The sequence below is a fragment of the Hymenobacter sp. UYCo722 genome, assembly GCF_040547115.1.
In the GTDB taxonomy this organism is placed as follows: domain Bacteria; phylum Bacteroidota; class Bacteroidia; order Cytophagales; family Hymenobacteraceae; genus Hymenobacter.
This window is the reverse complement of record NZ_JBEPPC010000002.1, coordinates 20,104-38,859: the sequence shown is the minus strand read 5'-3', so window position 1 is coordinate 38,859 and position 18,756 is coordinate 20,104. Positions and strand designations below refer to the sequence as shown.

Here is an 18,756-nt window from a genome sequence, read left to right as displayed (position 1 = left end):
ACAACCAGATGAATTACGACCTCTCCCAACTGCCCGAACGCACGGCCAAGCCCCGCGAGCAGGGCTACACCATGATGATGGACAAAGGCCTGAGCCTGCGCGAAGTAGAAGACTTCCTGGAAGTGGGCGGTGCCTATACCGATATCGTGAAGCTGGGCTGGGCCACCTCGTACGTCGTGCCCAATCTCAAGCGCAAGCTTGAAATTTATAAGGAGGCAGGTATCCCGGTCTATTTTGGCGGCACGCTGTTCGAAGCCTTCATTATTCGCAACCAGTTCGACGACTACCGCCGCCTGCTGGACCAGTACGGCATGGAATACGCCGAAGTATCCGATGGCAGCATCGACCTCGACCACGACCGTAAGTGCGAGTACATCCGCGAGTTGAGCAAACACGTGCAGGTGCTGAGCGAAGTGGGCTCAAAGGATGCCGAGAAAATCATTCCGCCCTATAAGTGGATTGCGCAAATGGAAACCGAGCTGGCGGCCGGGGCCATTAAAGTTATCGGCGAGGCCCGCGAGGGCGGCAACGTCGGGTTGTTCCGCAGCACCGGCGAGGTACGTTCAGGCCTAGTGGAGGAAATCCTGACCAAGATTCCGGGTGAGAAAATTCTGTGGGAAGCCCCACAAAAAGCTCAGCAGGTATGGTTCATCAAGCTGCTCGGGGCCAACGTGAACCTGGGCAACATTGCTCCCAACGAAGTGGTGAGCCTCGAAACCATTCGCCTGGGCCTGCGCGGCGACACGTTCTCGCACTTCCTTGATATGGATGCCGTGGACCCCATGTTCCAGCCCGCCGCCAAAACCGGCAAGCCCGGAACTTCGATGCCACGCGGCTAGCATATGGCATAGCTATGTGAAGTCTACGAGTGCGTACGTAACAAACATCGTTTCTACCGTGCGTGGACTTGTAGTGTCCTCGCTACAACAAAAAACGCCGGCCTCCTCGCGGAAGCCGGCGTTTTTTGTTGCCCGATGGGCGAAGCAGCTTACTGCTTCACCACCTTCATCGTCTTGATTTCGCCCGAAGGCAAAGTCAGGTTCAAGAGATACATGCCATTCTTTAAACCATTCATGTTGTCTAAGAGCAAGTCGTTGCTACCGATGGTAACCGGCAGAACCTGCTGGCTAACTACGCGGCCAGTCATATCAGTTATGCGAACAAAACCATTGCCGCTCACAGCCGAATTTAAGCCAACACGCAACTCACTTGTGTATGGGTTAGGGTACGCTACGATACCAGCCTCAGTGGCGCGGCCTTCAAACGTGACAGCGCGAGGAGAGAAGAAAGTGGATTTACCATCTGTATCGACCTGCTGTAGGCGATAGTACCGTACACCAACCTTGTTCTTTTCGGTGTCGATGAAGCTGTAGCTTCTGCTGCTAGTGCTGTTTGGTGTTTCGCTGGCAACAAAACCGATGTTGCGGTAATTCTTAGCATCAGTCGATACCTGAACATTAAACCCTTTGTTGTTAATTTCTTGAGCTGTGGCCCAAGTCACTACAGCATCATTGCCAGTTCGCTTGACATCAAATTCCGAAACTGTAACGGGCAAGGGGTTGCGCTCATAGTCAGCCAAAGTAATTGTGTTGATGTTGTTGACACCAAATACCTCAACCGTGCCGCCATTCCCAGGATATGTAGTAGGGTCAGGCTTATTAACACCACCGAGATTCGAAAAAGTCGAGCCCGAAGTAGTACGGTACATATTTAGGAAGCCGTCACGATTGGTATTCAACTCCTCAGCATTGTTGTTGTAGTGAAACACAACATCAGCATTAAAGCCCTGCTGCAATCCACTGAAGCTAACACCAAAGGACCGTTTGATGCTTACGGGACGAGTTGCCCCAGAAAAAACAATAGGGCTAAAAGTAGCGCCCGTTGCACGAGTAATCTGGCCAACACCTGGGGTAGCACTTCCAAGAATAGTGATGTCAACGCCTACTCCACCAAATGTCTCTTTGACACCAGGAGTAACATTGCGTTGCACTTTCAAAATACCTAAAACAAAGGCAGTATTTGTTTCGCCTGTAACAACCCCGGTGTTCTTAAGGTCAACGTTTTCATTTCCACCAGTATCGAGCAACAGGTTGCCATTAATGTCTGATACGGTACAACGTAATATTGCAGAGGTGTTGCTAGCAAATTGTAGGCTACCAGGAACTTCAAGTAAACCAAAAAGAGACTTTGTTGCCTGCACTGGATTAACAGTAATGGCACCGGTGGCTTGGTCGACATTATTGTTCTGAATAATCAAGTTAGCGAAGCGTCCTTGGTCAATTTTCTGGTCGCTACCAGCGAATACAATGATGGCGGAAGCCGATAGAGGGTCAGCCACAGTGCCAGGAGCATCGGTAGTAGCCAAGATGCCATTACCGCCATTAGCCACATCACCGTATATTTTGAGCGTGGCAGTAGTAACCCGCACAATACCACGCGTAGTAAAGGCGTTAGCAGGGTCCTGGATTTGAAGGGTAAGGTTCTTAACTGAGTAATCGGCCAGCTTATCGTTCAGAATAGGCGGGTTCGGACGAGGAGGAGAAGGTATGATAGCACTGGAACGGGCTGAAGGCACGCCATTACTCCAATTCTCAGGGAGAAGCCAATTGTTAGGGCCAGCGGGGGCACCACCAATCCAAGTAGTAGAACTGCCAGGAGGAGCTACAGCAGGCTTAGTTACGTCGAATGTAGCAGTATAAGGATTCCCAACCGCAGTCAGGGTAGTTCCATTTGAGTAATCAACTTCGAAGTTGGCTTCTAAAGTGTAATTGCCTCCGCTTGGCAGATTACTCAATAAATTGACACCAGTGGTCGCATTAAATAAAGTAGAGGAAGGAAAAGTAGGAAAGGGACCGGCATTATTCAAAGCAAGAATACCGGATAAAGTTGTGGTATTAGTCGGAACACCATTGAGGTAGACTCGGTAGCGAAGGCGCGCAGCAATAGGGTTAGCAGGTACGCCACGTACACTGATAGGCTCAGCTACTAACGAACTGCCGCTGAGGGTAAGACTGCTATTGCTACTTGGGTCGGCATCATAAGTGCCTAAAGGAGGCGCAGGGGTTGCGGGAGTAGGACTTGCAGAACCGAGTTTGGTATAACCTGTGTAAGGAGCATCAAGGGCTCCACTGCCAGCGTAATGGACGGTAGTAACCGAGCTTGCAGAAACTGGCCGTTGGCTTAAAATCAGTTCAACATCATCTATTGCAGGACCTTGCGCAAATGCCGACTGCGAAGAGCCCAGCCCGATGAAAAGGGCAAAGAGGGGGAGCAAAAAGCTGAGGAAGCGACGCTGTCGGAGCAGCTTAGGAGTAAAATTTAAGTTTTGCATGGAATGGGGTATTTTTTGTAAAAAGGTTGGAATACGCTGAAGGGGGGAGGCGCGTTCAGGGCGCATATACGCAAGGGTTGGAAAAAAGTCGAAGGGTTAGGAAAAAAAATTAAAATGTGGTAAGACAGTGCAAATGAGGACCTTTTAGAGGTGAAAAAAATCCTGTTTTGAGAAATAATGACGGGTTAGGCTAGCCGACTAGTGAACGATGCTATAAGGCGCGGTAGCCAAAGCCTTTTTCTCCGCTGGCAGTTCCACACCGAGCAAATCATGGACACTTACCCGGATTTTATTGGAGAGTTGGGTGATGGGCAAATCGTTGCTATCGTAGCCGAAAGGATTCTCAATTTCATTGCCAATCATCTCCAGCCCTAGCATGGCGTAGGCCCCAATCATGGTCACGGGCACCATCCACCACCCGCACGAGTCGACGAGTACCAGGGGCATGACCATAATAAAAACCGTGATGTAGCATTTGATAAAAAAGCTGTAGGAGTAAGGGATAGGTGTGGATTTAATACGTTCGCAGGTGCCGCTCACGCTCATCATGGCCAGGTAGTGCTGCTTGATATTGATAAGATAGATGGGGTCAAAAATCTGCACCTGTCGTAGTTGCTCCACGCTTTCCATGAGGACGGCGATGATGGTAGAGGCCACGCTCTCGGCCTTTTGCAGGCGCTCGATAATGTCAGGAGTCGCCTCCATCTTATCAAAACGGACCTTGTTGCGCAGGCTGCCTTCGAGGGCGATAGGGAAGTTGGAGATAAGGGCAGCAAAATAGCGGCGGCTCGATTTAGCCTCGCGTGGTAACAGGGCATTCATTTCCATGGCCAGCCCCCTGCACTGCGATACCAACACTCCCCACACCTTACGGCCTTCGTAGTAGCGGTCGTAGGCGGTGTTGGTGCGAAACACCAGCAGCAAGCTGAGCAGAATGCCCAGGATAGAAAGGTATTCGCGCCCGATGCGAACGTTGAGGGTATGAAAGTCGAGGCTAATAACTGCAATGGCTGAGCCGTAGAGACCTACCAGCGCCACACGCTTCAATAGCAGACGAATAATCGCGGAGGTGTGGAAGTGCCAAAGGGCCCGCCACCAGTCTCCGCCCTGATAGACAATCATCGGGGTTACAAAAACGTATGTAATACAAGAACATGGACGGGTTGCGACCGGGGCAGGCAGTCGATGGGCCGTATACGGAAGGAAAAGTGAGAGGATATAAAACTGGCCTGCAAGCACCTGCCTCGCCAGCTTGTGCGGTGCCAGGGCGCTGATGTTACCCAGTTATCGAAAGAGGGTGGCTATAAAGAGGTAGATTTTGATGGGAAAAACAATGTGCGTTTCCGGGTAAATGCAATTACTACAAAATGGGGTACAAAGATAATGCCGGATTGGGTTAAGCCCCTATATCTTACTGAAAAGACTGATGGCGCAGCTACTTCGGCGGCGGGCCGTTTTCTTTGCAGCTCACTTTTCGTTCGGCATGGAACTCCTTAAGCACTTCTTCGACCTGTTGCTGCACCTCGATAAAACCCTCGTGAACGTGGTGCACGACTATGGCAACCTTACCTACCTCATTCTGTTTCTCATCATTTTCACTGAAACCGGGGTCATTGTGTTTCCCTTTTTGCCCGGCGATTCGCTGCTATTTGTGGCCGGCACGCTGGCGGCCCAGCCCAATCCCGAAACCGGCCACCCGCTGCTCAACATCTGGCTGCTGGTACCGCTGCTAATGGCCGCCGCCTTTATCGGGGATAACCTGAACTACCTGGTGGGCGACTACCTGGGGCCACGGGTGTTTCGGGAAAACTATAAGTTCCTGAACCGCAAGTACCTCGACCAGACCCAGGCTTTCTATGCCAAGCACGGCGGCAAAACCATCATTATGGCGCGCTTCGTGCCCATCGTGCGCACGTTCGCGCCGTTTGTGGCAGGCGTGGGCACGATGACGTACCGCCACTTTGCGTCGTATAGCATTGCGGGGGCGGCGCTGTGGGTGGTGTCGCTTTCGCTGGCGGGCTACTTCTTCGGTAATATTGAATGGGTGCAGAAAAACTTCACCCTGGTCATTTACGCCATCATTCTGGTGTCGGTGCTACCGCCGCTGTTCTCGTTTCTGAAAGACAGGTTCGGGAACAAGGCGGCAGCCTGATAAATTATACAGGCAGGACGTTCTATCGGCTCACAATCAGTCTGCGTTATTATTATGCGTCAATTCGGGCTTATTGGCCGCACCCTGCAACACTCGTTTTCGCAGACCTACTTCACCCAGAAGTTTTACTCGCAGGGGCTGGCCGATGACCACCGCTACGACCTGTTCGAGCTGGCCGACATTCACGAGCTGCCGGCGCTGCTGCGCGCCAACCCCGACCTAGTGGGGCTGAACGTAACGGTACCCTACAAGGAAACGGTGGTGCCCTACCTCGACGAGCTGGCCACGTCGGCCGCCCGCGTGGGAGCCGTGAATGTGATTGAGCGCCGGCCCGATGGTTCGTTGTGCGGGCACAATACCGACGTGGTAGGCTTTCGCGATTCGCTGCGGCAGTTTTTTCCGGGCGGGGCCGGTAGCCGGGCGCTGGTGTTGGGAGCCGGTGGGGCCGCCAAGGCCGTGGTAGTAGCCCTCAACGACTTGGGCATTGCGCACTGGAGCGTGACCCGCAACCCGCTGGGCGCGGGCCTGAACTACAACGAGCTGACCCCGGCGGTGCTGGCGGTGCATTCGCTCATCATCAATGCCACCCCGCTGGGCACCTACCCGCAGGTAGATGCGTGCCCGCCTCTGCCCTACGAGCTGCTGGGGCCGCAGCACTACCTCTACGACCTGGTGTACAACCCCAGCGAAACCTTGTTCATGGCCAAGGGGCAGGCAGCCGGGGCGCACACCAAAAACGGCTTCGAGATGCTGGAGCGGCAGGCTGAGGCCGCCTGGGATATCTGGAGCGGACGGTAGCAGGTATTCAGCGCAAAGAATAAAACCAGCCCGTCATGCCGAGCTGGTCGAAGCATGACGGGCCGGTTTATAGCACTATGGATTGTATGATGCGCTTGCGGCTATTCTACGCGGGGCGCAGTCTGGCGCTGGCCGCCCTGCAGCAGATAGAGCTGGGCAACTTCGCCCTTCTCGTTTTTGCCAAATTCGACCTGGGCCGGTAGACCGCGCAGCGTGAACAGCACCGCCGAAGCGGCATCGGTGGCCAACTCGGACTGCCCGGTGGCCTGCACGAAGAGGTGGTTGTCGCGCTGCCGCACCGTAATGCGAAACGCCGGATTCAGCTCATATACCCCCACATAGGTGTTCAGCACGGCAGCGGCGATGGCTACGGGCGCAGCTGTACTGGCAGCTGCGGCGGCCGGTGGCGCGGCAGCTACGCTGGGCGGCGTGGCCGGCTGGTGGTTGATGAGGCGGAGCAGACCCCGGCGCAGGTCGGCGAGGGCGCGGCTGCTGTGGTTATCGAGCAGTACGATGCACTGCCGGCGCTCCGGCACCCGCACCAGGTAGGACGCGAAGCCATTGACCGCCCCGTTGTGCTCCTGCATCAGCACGGTATCGGGGGCCGCGCCGATGCGGGCCTTAAACACCATCCAGCCATAGGCGTAGTTTTCTTTCACGGGTGTGAAGAGCAGGCGCTGGCTGGCATCCGACAGCACATTGGTGCCCAGCAGCACTTCGTTCCAGCGGTAGAGGTCGGTGACAGTGGAGGTAATGGCCCCGGCCGCGAAGGGTACGCTCAGGTGGATGGGTGGCGCGGGAGCGAGGCCGTTGGGCGTGGTGGTGTAGCCAGCGGCGCGGCGCGCATCGGCGGGTTCGGTGGGGGCGTAGGCGGTGGCGCGCAGGCCGGCGGGGCGGGCAATTTGAGTATCAAATACCTGGGCGTAGGATTTGCCCGTTACCTTTTCGATGATGGCCCCGAGCAGGATGTAGTTTGAGTTGCTGTAGTGGTGCTGACTGCCGGGCGCAAATTCCAGCGGCTGGTTGGCGAAGATGGCCACGAGCTGCGAGGGCGTTTGGGGCGTGGTGGAAATGGCCGCTAAAGCGGGCAAGGCCAGGTACTCGGGCAAGCCGGTGGTGTGGCTCAGGAGCTGGTGTAGGGTTAGGGCGCGGCCGGCAGCCGTGGGGTAATCGGGCAGGTAGTCGCCCACCCGGCCGTCGAGTTTCAGCTTGCCCTGCTCCACGAGCCGCAACACCAGCGCGGCGGTGAACTGCTTGGTGAGCGAACCAATGCGGAATTTGGTATCGGGCGTGTTGGGCGTACTGGTGGCGCGGTCGGCCAGGCCGTAGCCCTTTTGCAGCACGATGCGGCCCTGGTCGGCCACCATCACGCTGCCATTAAATAAGCCGGCCTGCTCGTACAGCTTCACGTAGTCGTCGAGCTGCTGGGACAGCGAAACGGTGGGTTTGGTGGCGGCAGTTGTAGTGGCAGCGGGCGCGGTGGCCGCCAGCAGCCCCAGCAGGGCAACGCGGAACAAGGAAGGGGCGGGCAGCAGGAGGTTTTTCATGGCGGCAAGCAGGAAAAGGTGAGAAGGCAAGTGGGTGGCTCTCTGAGTTGGAAGCCGAGGCAAACCTAGGCAGACTCAAATAGCCTTTTTCAAGTATTCAACCAACCGGGTTTTTCCGGCCAGCAACGCCACGTTTCGACTGACAAACGCCTCTGCTGGCGGTGCCGCCGCCCGCCTGGCCGCCGCCTGGGGCGTTGGGGGCCGCCGGGCGGGCGTTGGCGGCGGGCAACGAGGAGTTGGTTGAAAACGTGGGCTAGCCGGGCAGCCAGCGGCTACCTTTCGGCGTGGAAAACCTGCTGATTTCGCCCCCCGCCCCTGCTTCCTCTGTTCCGGCCACCGCGTCGGGAGCCGCGTCGCGGCCGGCCGGCTGGTGGGCGGCGCGCCCGCGCTGGTGGCCCCGCCCGGCCGACCACACGCCCGTGCCGTGGTGGGTGCACCTGGTGCTGATGCTGGTGCTGCTGAGCATCGACGACATGCTCTACTACGCCATTCGCATCACGCCGAAGTCGCCGGTGCGCCTTGATAAGGTGTGGTTTGTCCGCAACGCCGTGCTCGATGCCCTCACGGCGGCCATGTTCTACTGGAACTGGGCGGGGCTGTTCCCGCGCACGCTGGCATTGGGGCGCGTGCGGGGCTACCTGGCGGGCGTGCTGGGGTCGGCGGTAGGCTTCACGCTGCTGCGATTGGCCACCTCAAACTTGGTGTACCACTTGATGCAGGGCTTCGACCCCGATTTGCGGGAGAAGTTTTGGGAGCTGTTTGCGGGCCTGCTGCTGGCCGGGGTGGCCACTATGCTGGCCAGCTCGGGCGTGCGCATCACGCTCGACTACCTGCGGGGGCAGCGCACCCGCCACGAGCTCGAGCGCCAGCACTTGCTCACGGAATTGGCCATGCTCAAAACCCAAATCAACCCGCACTTTCTGTTTAATACGCTCAACAACATTTATTCGCTCACAAGCCGTAAGTCGGACCGCGCCCCCGAAGCCGTGCTGCGCCTGGCCGAAAGCATGCGCTACCTGCTCTACGACAGCAGCGCCGACACCGTGCCGCTGAGCCAGGAGCTGGCCCACTTGCGCAGCTTTCTGGACCTGCAGCGCCTGCGCCTGCCCGAAGCGGAGGCCGCCACTGCCATCGTGCTGCACGTCGATGGCCCGGTGGCCCCGGAGGCTTTCCCCATCGCGCCGCTGCTGCTGCTGCCGCTGGTCGAAAACGCCTTCAAACACGGCGACCTGGCTGCCCGGCCCGAAGCCATTCGCATCGAAATCGAGCTGCCCGATGCCGCCACGCTGCACGTGACGGTGCACAACTACGTGGTGGCCCGCGATGCCGCGCTGCCCGCCCAGCCCGGCGGCCTGGGCCTGCACAACCTGCGCCGCCGGCTGCAACTGCTGTACCCTGGCCGCCACGCCCTCACGGTGCGCACGCTGCCGGGGGAGTACGCCGTGACGCTGGAATTGGGGAATGAGGTGATGGGGGAATGAGGTGATGGGGGAATGAGGTGATGGGGGAATGAGGTGATGGGGTAATGGGGTAATGGGGTAAAAAGGCGGTCATGCTGAGCTTGTCGAAGCATCTCTACCGCTTCGCAAGGGCCTTGCAACGAAGCAGTAGAGATGCTTCGACAAGCTCAGCATGACCGCCTTTTTTGCTGCGGTTATTTTTGCGCGACTACTTATTGCTGCGGTAGAGATGCTTCGACAAGCTCAGCATGACGTTCTACTTATCCGCTGTTCCCACTCCTAACCCCAACGGCTAACTTGCCGGGCCTTTCCTTCTTTCTTGCCCGCTATGCACCGCCTTACCTGCGCTATTCTCGACGACGAACCCCTGGCCCTCGACCTGCTGGCCGACTACTGCGCCCAGGTGCCGTTTCTGGAGTTGCGGGGGCGGTTTCATGATGCGCTGGCCGGTCTGGCATTTTTGCAGGATAACCCGGTCGATATCGTATTTCTCGATATCAACATGCCGCGCCTCACGGGCCTGCAGCTGGTACAGCTGCTGCCCGCGCCCGCGCCGCGCGTCATCTTCACCACGGCCTTCGACCAGTACGCCGTGCAGAGCTACACGCTGAACGCGGCCGATTACCTGCTTAAACCCATTGCCTTCGACCGGTTTTTGCAGGCCGTGGGCAAGGTGCGGCCACTGGCTGGGGCCGCTGCTCCGGTAAGTAGCGCAGCCGCCAGCGCCCAGCCAGTAGCAGTCGAAACCACGGCCGTTCCGGTACCGCCCGCTACCCCCGCCGATGCCATGTTCGTGAAGAACGAGCACCGCCTGCAACGAGTGGCCTTTGATGATATTCTGTACGTGGAAGGCATGAAGGAATACCTGATGCTGCACACCACGGCCGGCAATATTCTCACCCTGCAATCCTTCCGGCGGGTAGAGGAAGTGCTGCCGGCCGAGCGGTTTGCCCGCATCCATAAGTCGTTTCTGGTGGCCCTCAGCCGCATCGAGCACGTCGAGCGGGGCAAGGTGCAGGTAGCGGGCCGCCTGCTGCCGGTGGGCGACACCTACCGCGACGCCTTCGCCGAGCTGATTCGGGCCCACCAGCAGCTATAAAAATGCCCCACCTCTTCACAGAAGCGGGGCATTTTATTACAGGGCAACGGACTCCTCAAATGCCGGAAAACCTTATTTCGCCGCCAGTTTCTGGGCAATTTCGGCGGTGTGCCGGCCTTGGAACCGGGCACCCTCGAGCTCGTTGGCGCTGGGCTGGCGCTCGCCCTTGCCGCCGGCCACGGTGCTGGCCCCGTAGGGCGTGCCGCCGGTTACTTCCTCGTGCCCCATCTGGCCCTGCCAGGCATAGGGCAGGCCCACCAAAATGAAGCCGTGGTGCAGCAGCGCAGTATGAACCGCGCGAATGGTGGTTTCCTGGCCGCCGTGCTGGGTGGCGGTGCTCACGAAAGCGCCGCCTACTTTGCCCACCAGCGCGCCCTTGGCCCACAGGCCCCCGGTGCTGTCGAGGTAGGCCTGCATTTGGCCGCACATATTGCCGTAGCGCGTGGGCGTGCCGAAAATGATGGCGTCGTATTGAGTCAGCTCGTCGGGGGTGGCTACGGGTACGTGGGCAAAGGCCTGCTGCGCGCCGGTGGCCCCCGTTTGGTCGAGAACGGCCTGGGGCAGCGTTTCGGGCACCCGCTTCACCACCACTTCGTTGCCGGCTACCTCGCGGGCCCCTTCGGCAATGGCCTCGGCCATTTTCCAGATGTGGCCATAAGTCGAATAAAAGAGCACAAGCGTCTTCATGGGAAAGAGGAAAAAGGTTGAAATGAAAAAATGAACAGTGTTGGGGAAACCGGTAATACGCAGGTAGCCGCAAAAAGCTCGGCTGCCTGCTACCGAATGCGGTGCGGAATCCGGGCGCGTCAGCAGCGATAGCCGGGCGGGTTATCTTGCAGGATGAAGGAGGCTTGGGAAGAGTTTCGGCGCGGGCTGGCCACGATTGTGGCCGGGGCTTGCAACCCTTTGGCGCGGGTGGGCATCCCCCTTCCGTCGGCGGTCCACGCGCCGGCGATTTGTGCTACCAACCTGCCTTCTTATGCTGCAAAACTCGACTCTCTCAACTGCTTCCCTGGCCGGCACGGGTACCGCCCGCCGGGCGTGAGCGCGGCCACCTGGTTTGCGTTTGGGGCTGATGACGTACTACCTGACCAATCGGCCGTGGCCCCGCGCCTGACTGCCAGCCGCTCGTCGGCCATTGCCAGCCCGCCCACCGAGGCCGAACTGATTGACGGTTGCCTGCGCGGCCGTCAGCTGGCTCAGAAGCTGCTTTACGACAAGTACGCCGGCAAGATGATGGCCGTGTGCCTGCGCTACGCCCAAACCACGTTCGAGGCCGAGGACGTGCTGCAGGAAGGTTTCGTGACGGTGTTTCGCACGCTGGGCAGCTTTCGGCGCGAGTGCCCGCTGGAATTCTGGATTCGCCGTATCATGATTAACGCGGCCCTGCGCCAGCATCGGCGCAACGCCTCGCTAGTGGCGGTGAGCGACGGCGACTACCCCGAAACCCTATCCAGTGAAGAGTTTACGCTCAGCAACTTCAACTTTCAAGAGCTGCTGGCAATGGTGCAGGAGCTGGCTCCGCGCTACCGCATGGTGTTCAACCTCTACGCCATCGAAGGCTATACGCATAAAGAAATCGGCGAATTACTAACTATCAGCGAGGGTACCAGCAAGTCGCAGTACTCCCGCGCCCGTGTTATCCTCCAAACCAAACTGGAGCGCCTCAACGCCCCAACCCGTCATGTCCGCTAATCCTATCGAAAATAACACTACGCCTAAAAATACCGGCAGCCTGGAGGAATTATTCCGCCACCACCTGGGCGAGGAGGCTGCCGTGCCCCCGCGCCCCGTGCTGTGGGACCAGATTGACAACTCGCTGCTGATTCGGCAGAATGAGCAGTACCGCCGTCGCCTCGTGGCCACGCGCTGGGTGGCGGCGGCCAGCCTGCTGCTGGCCACGCTGGCCGGTACCGGCTGGTGGGCCGGTCGCACCGGCTTGGTGGGCAGACCCGAAATGGCTACCACCACGCCGGGCCGCCCGCCGGCAGGCACCACCACTCGCCCTGGCTTCGGTCCGGCGGCCAGCTCGGTAGATGCGGCTGCCGCCGTGAGGGGCGCAGTGGCCTCTGCTGCCGCAGTGCAGGGGGCGGATAACGAGCTAATAAATGACAAAAGCCGCCGCGCAGCGGCTGGCCGCGATGGGCTGGGCAACTCGTCAGCCGCTTTGCAGGGCTTGGCTTCAACGCGGCCGGCCAGCCCGCGTAGCGAACTGAGTAGCGCCAACGGAACGGTGCCGGCCACTTATAGCCGCTCGGCGGCAGCTGGCTACGACGCCAGCACGCTAGCGACTGGTAACGGGTCTGCAACCATTGCCGCAAATGCTGCCAACGAAGCTGCCGTAACGAATGCGGCGGCTGCAATGCAGGCCGGTTTGGTGGCTGCACAAAGCACCCAGGCACCCGGCTCTACTTCGGGGGAGGCGAATAATTCGACCGTAGCTACCAGCGCGGTTGCTGTTGGCAGCACGACTACGGCCGCTGGTGCCGGGGCCACGCTGGCTACGGGCAGCACGGGCGCGGTTGCCACGGCGGTTCCGGCCACCGCTTCGGTATCGGCGGCGTCGTTGTTGGCAGCGGTTGCAATAGCCCCGACTGCCACGCTGGGTGCTGAAGAAGCTGGCCTGCTGGCCAGCCGCACGGTCGCGCTAGGTGTCGTTGAGGCCCCCGCCCCGGCGCTGCCCGCTGCCCTGGCCGCCGGCCCCGCGCCGACGGAGCTGGCCCTGGGTATGCACCGCTGGCAGTATGGTGCGAGCTACACGGCCAGCGCCTTCAACCCAAACATCAATTTTTCGCGCGAGGGCGTCGAGCCCGAATTCGGCTATAACCCCGTGCTCGGCCCAGCCGAGTTGAGCGAGCAGGCCGCCTTGGAATACCGCCAGAACCTGCGCGCCGGTCTCAGCCAGCGCCTGGCCCTCACGGTGGCCCGCCACCTGCGCGGGCACTGGTCGGTGGGCACCGGCGTCGAGCTCACCAAAGCCAACGCCCGCTCGGCCAGCACGGTCGCCTTCGTGGGCGAGCAGGTTGCCGACGGCGGCCAGACCGTGGGCAGCGGCCAGCGCCGCACCACCGATTTCAGCTACACGCTGGCCAGCCTGCCGCTAGAGCTGCGCTACAGCAATCCCGCCAAACGTGGCTGGAGCCTCTACGGCCGCTTCGGTGGCGTGGTGAGTGCCCTGCTGGGTAGCCGCAGCGAAGTGGCCGGCCGCCCGGAGGTAACACAAACGTATAGCTTCACCTCGGCCAGCACGCCCTACCGCCGCATTACCAGCAGCTTGCGTGGCGCGGCGGGAGCTCGGTTTAGCCCGGGCGCGGGCCGCTGGGCCTTCAGCATGGGCCCGGTGGCCGAGCTGGGCCTGGTATCGCTGAATGCCCACCCGGTACAGAGCTACTTCGCCCAAAGCCACCCCTACAGCGTGGGTTTGGAAGCGGCGGTGGAATTTGGGCGGTAGGTTTTGAGCGGTAAGGAATAATAGAAATTAACAGAACGTCATGCTGAGCTTGTCGAAGCATCGCTACCGCGCGGCTAATTAATTTTAGTATTGCGGTAGTGATGCTTCGACAAGCTCAGCATGACGTTCTGTTTTAAGGCAAGCCTTACACTCTTTTCTGATTCCCGCGAAACCCATTGCGGGCCGTTTGGGTTAAGGTAGGCTGACCAATTCGGCCTACCTTTCGCGTTGCATGGAGTACAAACTAACCTCTGAATTCAAGCCCACCGGCGACCAGCCCACCGCCATCGCCAAGCTCGTGGAGGGCGTGAACAACGGCGAGCACGCCCAGGTGCTGCTCGGGGCCACCGGCACCGGCAAAACCTTCACCATGGCCAACGTGATTGCCGAAACCGGCAAACCGGCCCTGGTGCTGTGCCACAACAAAACGCTGGCCGCCCAGCTCTACGGCGAGTTTAAGGCGTTTTTTCCGCAGAATGCGGTCGAGTACTACATCAGCTACTACGACTACTACCAGCCGGAGGCTTACATCGCCAGCACCGATGTGTTTATCGAGAAAGACCTGGCCATCAACGCTGAAATCGAGAAGCTGCGGCTGCATACCACCTCCACGCTGCTAAGCGGGCGGCGCGACGTGATTGTGATTGCCTCGGTGTCATGCATCTACGGCATCGGCAACCCCGAGGAATTTGCCAAAAACGTCATATTCCTCAAGCCGGGCATGAAATATACCCGCAATAACCTGCTCTATCAGTTCGTGCAGATTCTGTACTCGCGCACCGAGGTGGAATTCACGCGGGGCTCGTTCCGGGTGAAGGGTGATACCGTGGACGTATTTCCGGCCTACGCCGACTACGCCATCCGCCTCTATTTTTTCGGCGATGAGATTGAGTCGGTGCACAAGATTGACCCGGTGAGCGGCAAGAAGCTAAGCGACGAGCCCAGCGGGCTGGCTTTGTACCCGGCCAACCTGTTCGTGACCGGCAAGGAAACCCTGAACTCGGCCATCAAGCAGATTCAGGATGATATGGTGCAGCAGCACGCCTACTTCGAGAAGGAAGGCCGTGACTCCGAAGCCAAGCGCATTATGGAGCGCACCGAGTTCGATTTGGAGATGATTCGGGAGCTGGGCTACTGCTCGGGCATCGAGAACTACTCGCGCTACTTCGACGGCCGCTCGCCGGGCTCGCGCCCCTTCTGCCTGCTCGACTACTTCCCCGACGACTACCTGCTGGTAGTGGACGAAAGCCACGCTACCATGCCCCAGATTCGGGCCATGTGGGGCGGCGACCGCAGCCGCAAAACCGCCCTCATCGAGTACGGCTTTCGTTTGCCCTCGGCCCTGGACAACCGGCCGCTGACCTTCAACGAGTTTGAGAGCATGTACCGGCAGGCGGTGTTCGTGTCGGCCACACCTTCGGACTACGAGCTGGCCCAGGCCGACGGTGTGGTGGTGGAGCAGATTATCCGCCCCACCGGCCTGCTCGACCCCGAAATCGACATCCGCCCCAGCATCAACCAGATTGACGACCTGCTGGACGAGGTGGACAACCGCGTGAAAATGGGCGACCGCGTGCTCGTCACCACCCTCACCAAACGAATGGCCGAAGAGCTGAGCAAGTACATGGACCGCCTTGGCATCAAGGTCGAATACGTGCACTCCGACGTGAAAACCCTCGACCGGGTGGAGATTCTGCGCAAGCTGCGCCTGGGTGACATCGACGTGCTGATTGGTGTGAACCTGCTGCGCGAAGGACTCGACTTACCCGAGGTGAGCCTGGTGGCTATTCTGGATGCCGACAAGGAGGGCTTCCTGCGCGACCAGCGCAGCCTGATTCAGACCATGGGCCGGGCCGCCCGAAACGACAAAGGCAAGGTGATTATGTACGCCGACCGCATCACCGGCTCCATGCAGCGCGCCATCGACGAGACCAACCGCCGCCGCGCCACCCAGGCCGCCTACAACGAGACCCACGGCATTACACCGCGCACGGTGCGTAAGAGCCACGCCGAAATCATGGGCCAGACCGACCTAGCCGACTACCGCACCATCGAAGCCGCCGGCTACGGGAACCTCGAAGCCGATGGCGTAGCCCTGGCCATGGCCGCTGAGCCCGTGGTAGCCATGATGAACAAAGTTGAGTTGGAAAAGCTCATCAAAACTACCGAAAAGCAAATGGAGGCCGCCGCCAAGGACCTCGACTTCCTGACCGCCGCCCGGCTACGCGACGAGTTGGCCGCCCTGAAAGGCATGCTGAAGAACAAGCGGGAGTAGATAAGTACTCCTCTGGCGCATCCGTCATGCTGAACGCAGTGAAGCACCCTGTCACCGCAAAACGATTCGTTCCGGAGTGACGGGAGGTTTCACTGCATTCAGTATGACGGATAAAAGCAGTGACGAGCTTTTTATAATTGCCGTTCTACGGCTGCCGGTAGAGCACGCCGCCCTTCATCACCAGCCGGATTTGGCGTACGGCGGCCACATCCTGCGTGGGGTCGCCGGCCACGGCCACGATGTCGGCCAGCAGGCCGGGGGCTAAGCGGCCCCGGTCGGCGAGGTGGAAGATGCGGGCGTTGCCGCTGGTGGCCTGGCGCAACACTACCAGCGGCGTGAGGCCGTAGTCGCGCACCAGCTGCTCCATTTCGCGGGCGTTGTCGCCGTGGGTAAAAACCCCCACGTCGCCGCCCATGGCCAGCGTTACGCCGGCCTTCACGGCGGCGGCCATGCTCACGTGCTTCTGCGCGATGCGGGCCGGCATGGGGTCGGTGCCCTTGCGCCAGCCCTTGTACTGGGCCGTAGCGTCGCCGGCAGCTACGGTGGGGCACAGCGCCACGCCACGCTTGCGCATCAACTCGAAGACTTCGGGGGTGCCGCCGTCGCCGTGCTCAATGGTTTCGACACCGGCCAGCGTGGCGCGGCGCATGCCCTCGGGCGTGCTGGCGTGGGCCACCACGCCGCGCCCGGCCGAGCGGGCAGTCTGCACAATCAGGTTCAGCTCGTCCTGCGAAAACGTGGTTTGGGTCGTGCCGTTGGGGCCCCAGCGGTAGTCGGCGTACACTTTGATGAGGTCGGCTCCCTTGCCCATCTGCTCGCGCACGGCCCGGATAATGCCGTCGACACCGTCGGCTTCCTGCGCGCCCTGGGGCACATTCTCATCTACCGAGAGCTTGGGGCCGTAGCTGCCCGTGGCCACCAGCGCCCGGGTGGCCACCAGCAGGCGCGGCCCAGGAATAATGCCCTGGTCGATGGCCTCTTTCAGGCCCACGTCGGCGTAGCCCGCGCCTTCGGTACCAAGGTCGCGGCTGGTGGTGAAACCGGCCAGCAGGGTGCGCTGGGCATGGGCCGTGGCGCGGGCCACCCGCAGGGCCAGGCTTTCGAGGAGCACCTGGTCGTTCCAGCTGGTTTCGTTGTAAGGGTGCAGCAGCAGGTGCGAATGGCCTTCAATCAGGCCGGGCAGCAAGGTGAGGCCGGGTAGGTCGAGGGTGCGCGCGCCGGCCGGCGCGGTTACCTGCGCGGCCGGGCCGACGGCCGTGATTTTATCGTTCTCAACCAGCACGGCCCAGCCCTCGTGGCGGTCCTGGCCGTCGAACACGGCGGCGGGGCGCAGCAGGGTGGCGGTGGGGGCGGGCGCGGTTGACTGCGCGTGGCTCGCCAGAATACTGGCTCCTACCAGCAGCATGCTGCCCAACGTGCGGCGCAGGATGGACCGACAAGCCAGCGGGTGGGGTAGCGAAGAGAGTTTTTTCATAAACAGAAAGCGCCATCGGTGAGTCGTTTGCCTGGCGACGCCCGAAGCTACTACGCCGGCGCAGTACTGGCGAGCTGCGCGGGTGCTCGTGGGCTACTCGGCCAGCCATTGCGAAGCACGGTACTCGCCCGGTCCGAAGAACAGGCGCAACAGGTCGTCGGTCATTTTGGCGCCATTGGCGCTGTTGGTGAGGAAAACCAGGCTTTCCTGGCGGCCGGGCAGCGTCATGTAAAAGCCTTTGAAATTGCCGTTGTCGCCCCACTGCCACTGGGCCAGGCCGCGGCTGGTGGTGGCCAGCCCCACACCGCAGGCCCAGGCAATGAACGGGTCGGCGGTCGTGGCCGGCTGGCCGTAGCGCCGAGCTTCGTTGGCGGGGGTGAGCAGCAATTGCGCGGTGGCCGGTTTTAGCCCCCGGCCCGTCATCACCGCCTGCAAAATCCGGCTGTAGTCGGCGGCGTTACTAAACAGGCTATAAGCCCCGTAACCAGTGGGGTAGTGCGCGATGGGCATGGGCTTGCTTTGCTCATCGTGGCCCGCGGCGGCATTGGCGGCGAATTGCTTCTGCCACACAAAGCTGCTGTGCACCATCCCGAGCGGCTTGAAGACTTCCTCCCGGGCCAGCACTTCGAAGGACTTGCCAGTGAGGTGCTCCAGGGTTTTTTGCAAAAACACGTAGCCTTCGCCCGAGTAGTTCCAGCAACTGTCGGGCGCGTATTTCAGACGCAGCGGGGTGGTGGCCCACTCCGGAGTGGTCGGGTTGACCGCCCAGTTGGGTAAGCCGGAGGTGTGGCCCAGCACCATGCGGGCCGTGATTTTGTCGGCATGCGGGGTGCCCTGCAAGCGCGGGTAGGGATAGTAAGTCAGCAGCGGCTTGTCGAGCGTCAGCACGCCCCGGTCGACCAAGCGCAGCGCTAAATAGGCCAGCACCGCCTTGCCCAGCGAGGCGGCTTCGAAGGTCGTAGTGGCATTCACGGGGGCCGGCTGGCCGGCGGTGCGCTGGCCCAGCGCATAGGTCTGCACCCGGCCGCCATGGGTATACACCAGCTGCATGCCGGGTACGCCAGCCTTCTGCATCAGCGCGGTAAGTGCGGCGGCGGGGGGGACGGTTTGTGCGTAGCTGGCCGGACCGGAAACCAGCGTTAGAAACAGCAGAAACAAATTTTTCATGG

The 18,756-nt window shown here is 60.3% G+C and carries 14 protein-coding genes; 8 read left to right on the top strand and 6 right to left on the bottom strand.

The features are described from left to right. The first annotated feature begins 8 nt into the window (after positions 1-8). Positions 9-839, top strand: a complete 831-nt coding sequence (locus tag ABIB44_RS05975; protein ID WP_354583724.1) for a phosphosulfolactate synthase — start codon at positions 9-11, stop codon at positions 837-839. 149 nt (positions 840-988) lie between these two features. Here ABIB44_RS05975 and ABIB44_RS05970 read toward each other — a convergent pair whose 3' ends face one another. Continuing rightward, positions 989-3,397, bottom strand: a complete 2,409-nt coding sequence (locus ABIB44_RS05970) for a T9SS type A sorting domain-containing protein (protein WP_354583723.1) — start codon at positions 3,395-3,397, stop codon at positions 989-991. Positions 3,398-3,529: 132 nt separating this feature from the next. Further along, a complete protein-coding gene (locus tag ABIB44_RS05965; protein WP_354583722.1) occupies positions 3,530-4,453 on the bottom strand; it encodes a bestrophin family protein in 924 nt (307 codons plus the stop codon). 361 nt (positions 4,454-4,814) lie between these two features. On the opposite strand from ABIB44_RS05965, the gene ABIB44_RS05960 reads away from it, so the two are divergent. Together ABIB44_RS05960 and ABIB44_RS05955 are read left to right on the top strand one after the other, a co-directional pair. Next, complete coding sequence (locus tag ABIB44_RS05960; RefSeq protein ID WP_354583721.1) at positions 4,815-5,483, top strand: DedA family protein; 669 nt, start codon at positions 4,815-4,817, stop codon at positions 5,481-5,483. Between the two features lie 54 nt (positions 5,484-5,537). Then, positions 5,538-6,281, top strand: coding sequence for a shikimate dehydrogenase family protein (locus tag ABIB44_RS05955; protein WP_354583720.1), 744 nt, complete (start codon positions 5,538-5,540; stop codon positions 6,279-6,281). Between the two features lie 101 nt (positions 6,282-6,382). Here ABIB44_RS05955 and ABIB44_RS05950 read toward each other — a convergent pair whose 3' ends face one another. Beyond that, positions 6,383-7,828 carry a serine hydrolase domain-containing protein gene (locus tag ABIB44_RS05950; protein ID WP_354583719.1) on the bottom strand — a complete coding sequence of 482 codons (1,446 nt, stop codon included), beginning with the start codon at positions 7,826-7,828 and terminating at the stop codon, positions 6,383-6,385. Positions 7,829-8,112: 284 nt separating this feature from the next. Here ABIB44_RS05950 and ABIB44_RS05945 point away from each other — a divergent pair, with 284 nt between their 5' ends. Both ABIB44_RS05945 and ABIB44_RS05940 read left to right on the top strand, forming a co-directional pair. Continuing rightward, positions 8,113-9,309: a sensor histidine kinase gene (locus ABIB44_RS05945; protein WP_354583718.1), complete on the top strand. Its 1,197-nt coding sequence runs from the start codon at positions 8,113-8,115 to the stop codon at positions 9,307-9,309. Positions 9,310-9,616: 307 nt separating this feature from the next. Further along, complete coding sequence (locus ABIB44_RS05940) at positions 9,617-10,387, top strand: LytR/AlgR family response regulator transcription factor (protein WP_354583717.1); 771 nt, start codon at positions 9,617-9,619, stop codon at positions 10,385-10,387. A 72-nt stretch (positions 10,388-10,459) separates the two neighbouring features. Here ABIB44_RS05940 and wrbA read toward each other — a convergent pair whose 3' ends face one another. Then, a complete protein-coding gene (gene wrbA / locus ABIB44_RS05935; protein ID WP_354583716.1) occupies positions 10,460-11,074 on the bottom strand; it encodes an NAD(P)H:quinone oxidoreductase in 615 nt (204 codons plus the stop codon). A gap of 153 nt (positions 11,075-11,227) precedes the next feature. Here wrbA and ABIB44_RS05930 point away from each other — a divergent pair, with 153 nt between their 5' ends. From ABIB44_RS05930 to uvrB, 3 genes are all read left to right on the top strand, one after another. After that, positions 11,228-12,082, top strand: a complete 855-nt coding sequence (locus tag ABIB44_RS05930) for an RNA polymerase sigma factor (protein WP_354583715.1) — start codon at positions 11,228-11,230, stop codon at positions 12,080-12,082. Then, positions 12,072-13,838: a hypothetical protein gene (locus ABIB44_RS05925; protein WP_354583714.1), complete on the top strand. Its 1,767-nt coding sequence runs from the start codon at positions 12,072-12,074 to the stop codon at positions 13,836-13,838. The genes ABIB44_RS05930 and ABIB44_RS05925 overlap by 11 nt, the downstream gene beginning before the upstream one ends. Before the next feature lie 232 nt (positions 13,839-14,070). Then, positions 14,071-16,113, top strand: coding sequence for an excinuclease ABC subunit UvrB (uvrB, locus tag ABIB44_RS05920; protein WP_354583713.1), 2,043 nt, complete (start codon positions 14,071-14,073; stop codon positions 16,111-16,113). Between the two features lie 145 nt (positions 16,114-16,258). On the opposite strand, the gene ABIB44_RS05915 is transcribed toward uvrB, so the two are convergent. Continuing rightward, positions 16,259-17,518 carry a metal-dependent hydrolase family protein gene (locus ABIB44_RS05915; RefSeq protein ID WP_502916489.1) on the bottom strand — a complete coding sequence of 420 codons (1,260 nt, stop codon included), beginning with the start codon at positions 17,516-17,518 and terminating at the stop codon, positions 16,259-16,261. A gap of 162 nt (positions 17,519-17,680) precedes the next feature. Then, positions 17,681-18,754: a serine hydrolase domain-containing protein gene (locus ABIB44_RS05910; protein WP_354583711.1), complete on the bottom strand. Its 1,074-nt coding sequence runs from the start codon at positions 18,752-18,754 to the stop codon at positions 17,681-17,683. Positions 18,755-18,756 lie beyond the last annotated feature (2 nt).

Excerpts from the sequence above, each read along its gene's own strand:
- ABIB44_RS05950 (WP_354583719.1), bottom strand. The coding sequence starts at position 7,828 with ATGAAAAACCTCCTGCTGCCCGCCCCTTCCTTGTTCCGCGTTGCCCTG.
- ABIB44_RS05940 (WP_354583717.1), top strand. The coding sequence starts at position 9,617 with ATGCACCGCCTTACCTGCGCTATTCTCGACGACGAACCCCTGGCCCTC.
- uvrB (WP_354583713.1), top strand. The coding sequence starts at position 14,071 with ATGGAGTACAAACTAACCTCTGAATTCAAGCCCACCGGCGACCAGCCC.
- ABIB44_RS05915 (WP_502916489.1), bottom strand. The coding sequence starts at position 17,518 with ATGCTGCTGGTAGGAGCCAGTATTCTGGCGAGCCACGCGCAGTCAACC.
- ABIB44_RS05975 (WP_354583724.1), top strand. The coding sequence starts at position 9 with ATGAATTACGACCTCTCCCAACTGCCCGAACGCACGGCCAAGCCCCGC.
- ABIB44_RS05910 (WP_354583711.1), bottom strand. The coding sequence starts at position 18,754 with ATGAAAAATTTGTTTCTGCTGTTTCTAACGCTGGTTTCCGGTCCGGCC.
- ABIB44_RS05955 (WP_354583720.1), top strand. The coding sequence starts at position 5,538 with ATGCGTCAATTCGGGCTTATTGGCCGCACCCTGCAACACTCGTTTTCG.
- ABIB44_RS05930 (WP_354583715.1), top strand. The coding sequence starts at position 11,228 with ATGAAGGAGGCTTGGGAAGAGTTTCGGCGCGGGCTGGCCACGATTGTG.
- ABIB44_RS05970 (WP_354583723.1), bottom strand. The coding sequence starts at position 3,397 with ATGCGCCCTGAACGCGCCTCCCCCCTTCAGCGTATTCCAACCTTTTTA.
- ABIB44_RS05960 (WP_354583721.1), top strand. The coding sequence starts at position 4,815 with ATGGAACTCCTTAAGCACTTCTTCGACCTGTTGCTGCACCTCGATAAA.
- ABIB44_RS05965 (WP_354583722.1), bottom strand. The coding sequence starts at position 4,453 with ATGATTGTCTATCAGGGCGGAGACTGGTGGCGGGCCCTTTGGCACTTC.
- ABIB44_RS05925 (WP_354583714.1), top strand. The coding sequence starts at position 12,072 with ATGTCCGCTAATCCTATCGAAAATAACACTACGCCTAAAAATACCGGC.
- wrbA (WP_354583716.1), bottom strand. The coding sequence starts at position 11,074 with ATGAAGACGCTTGTGCTCTTTTATTCGACTTATGGCCACATCTGGAAA.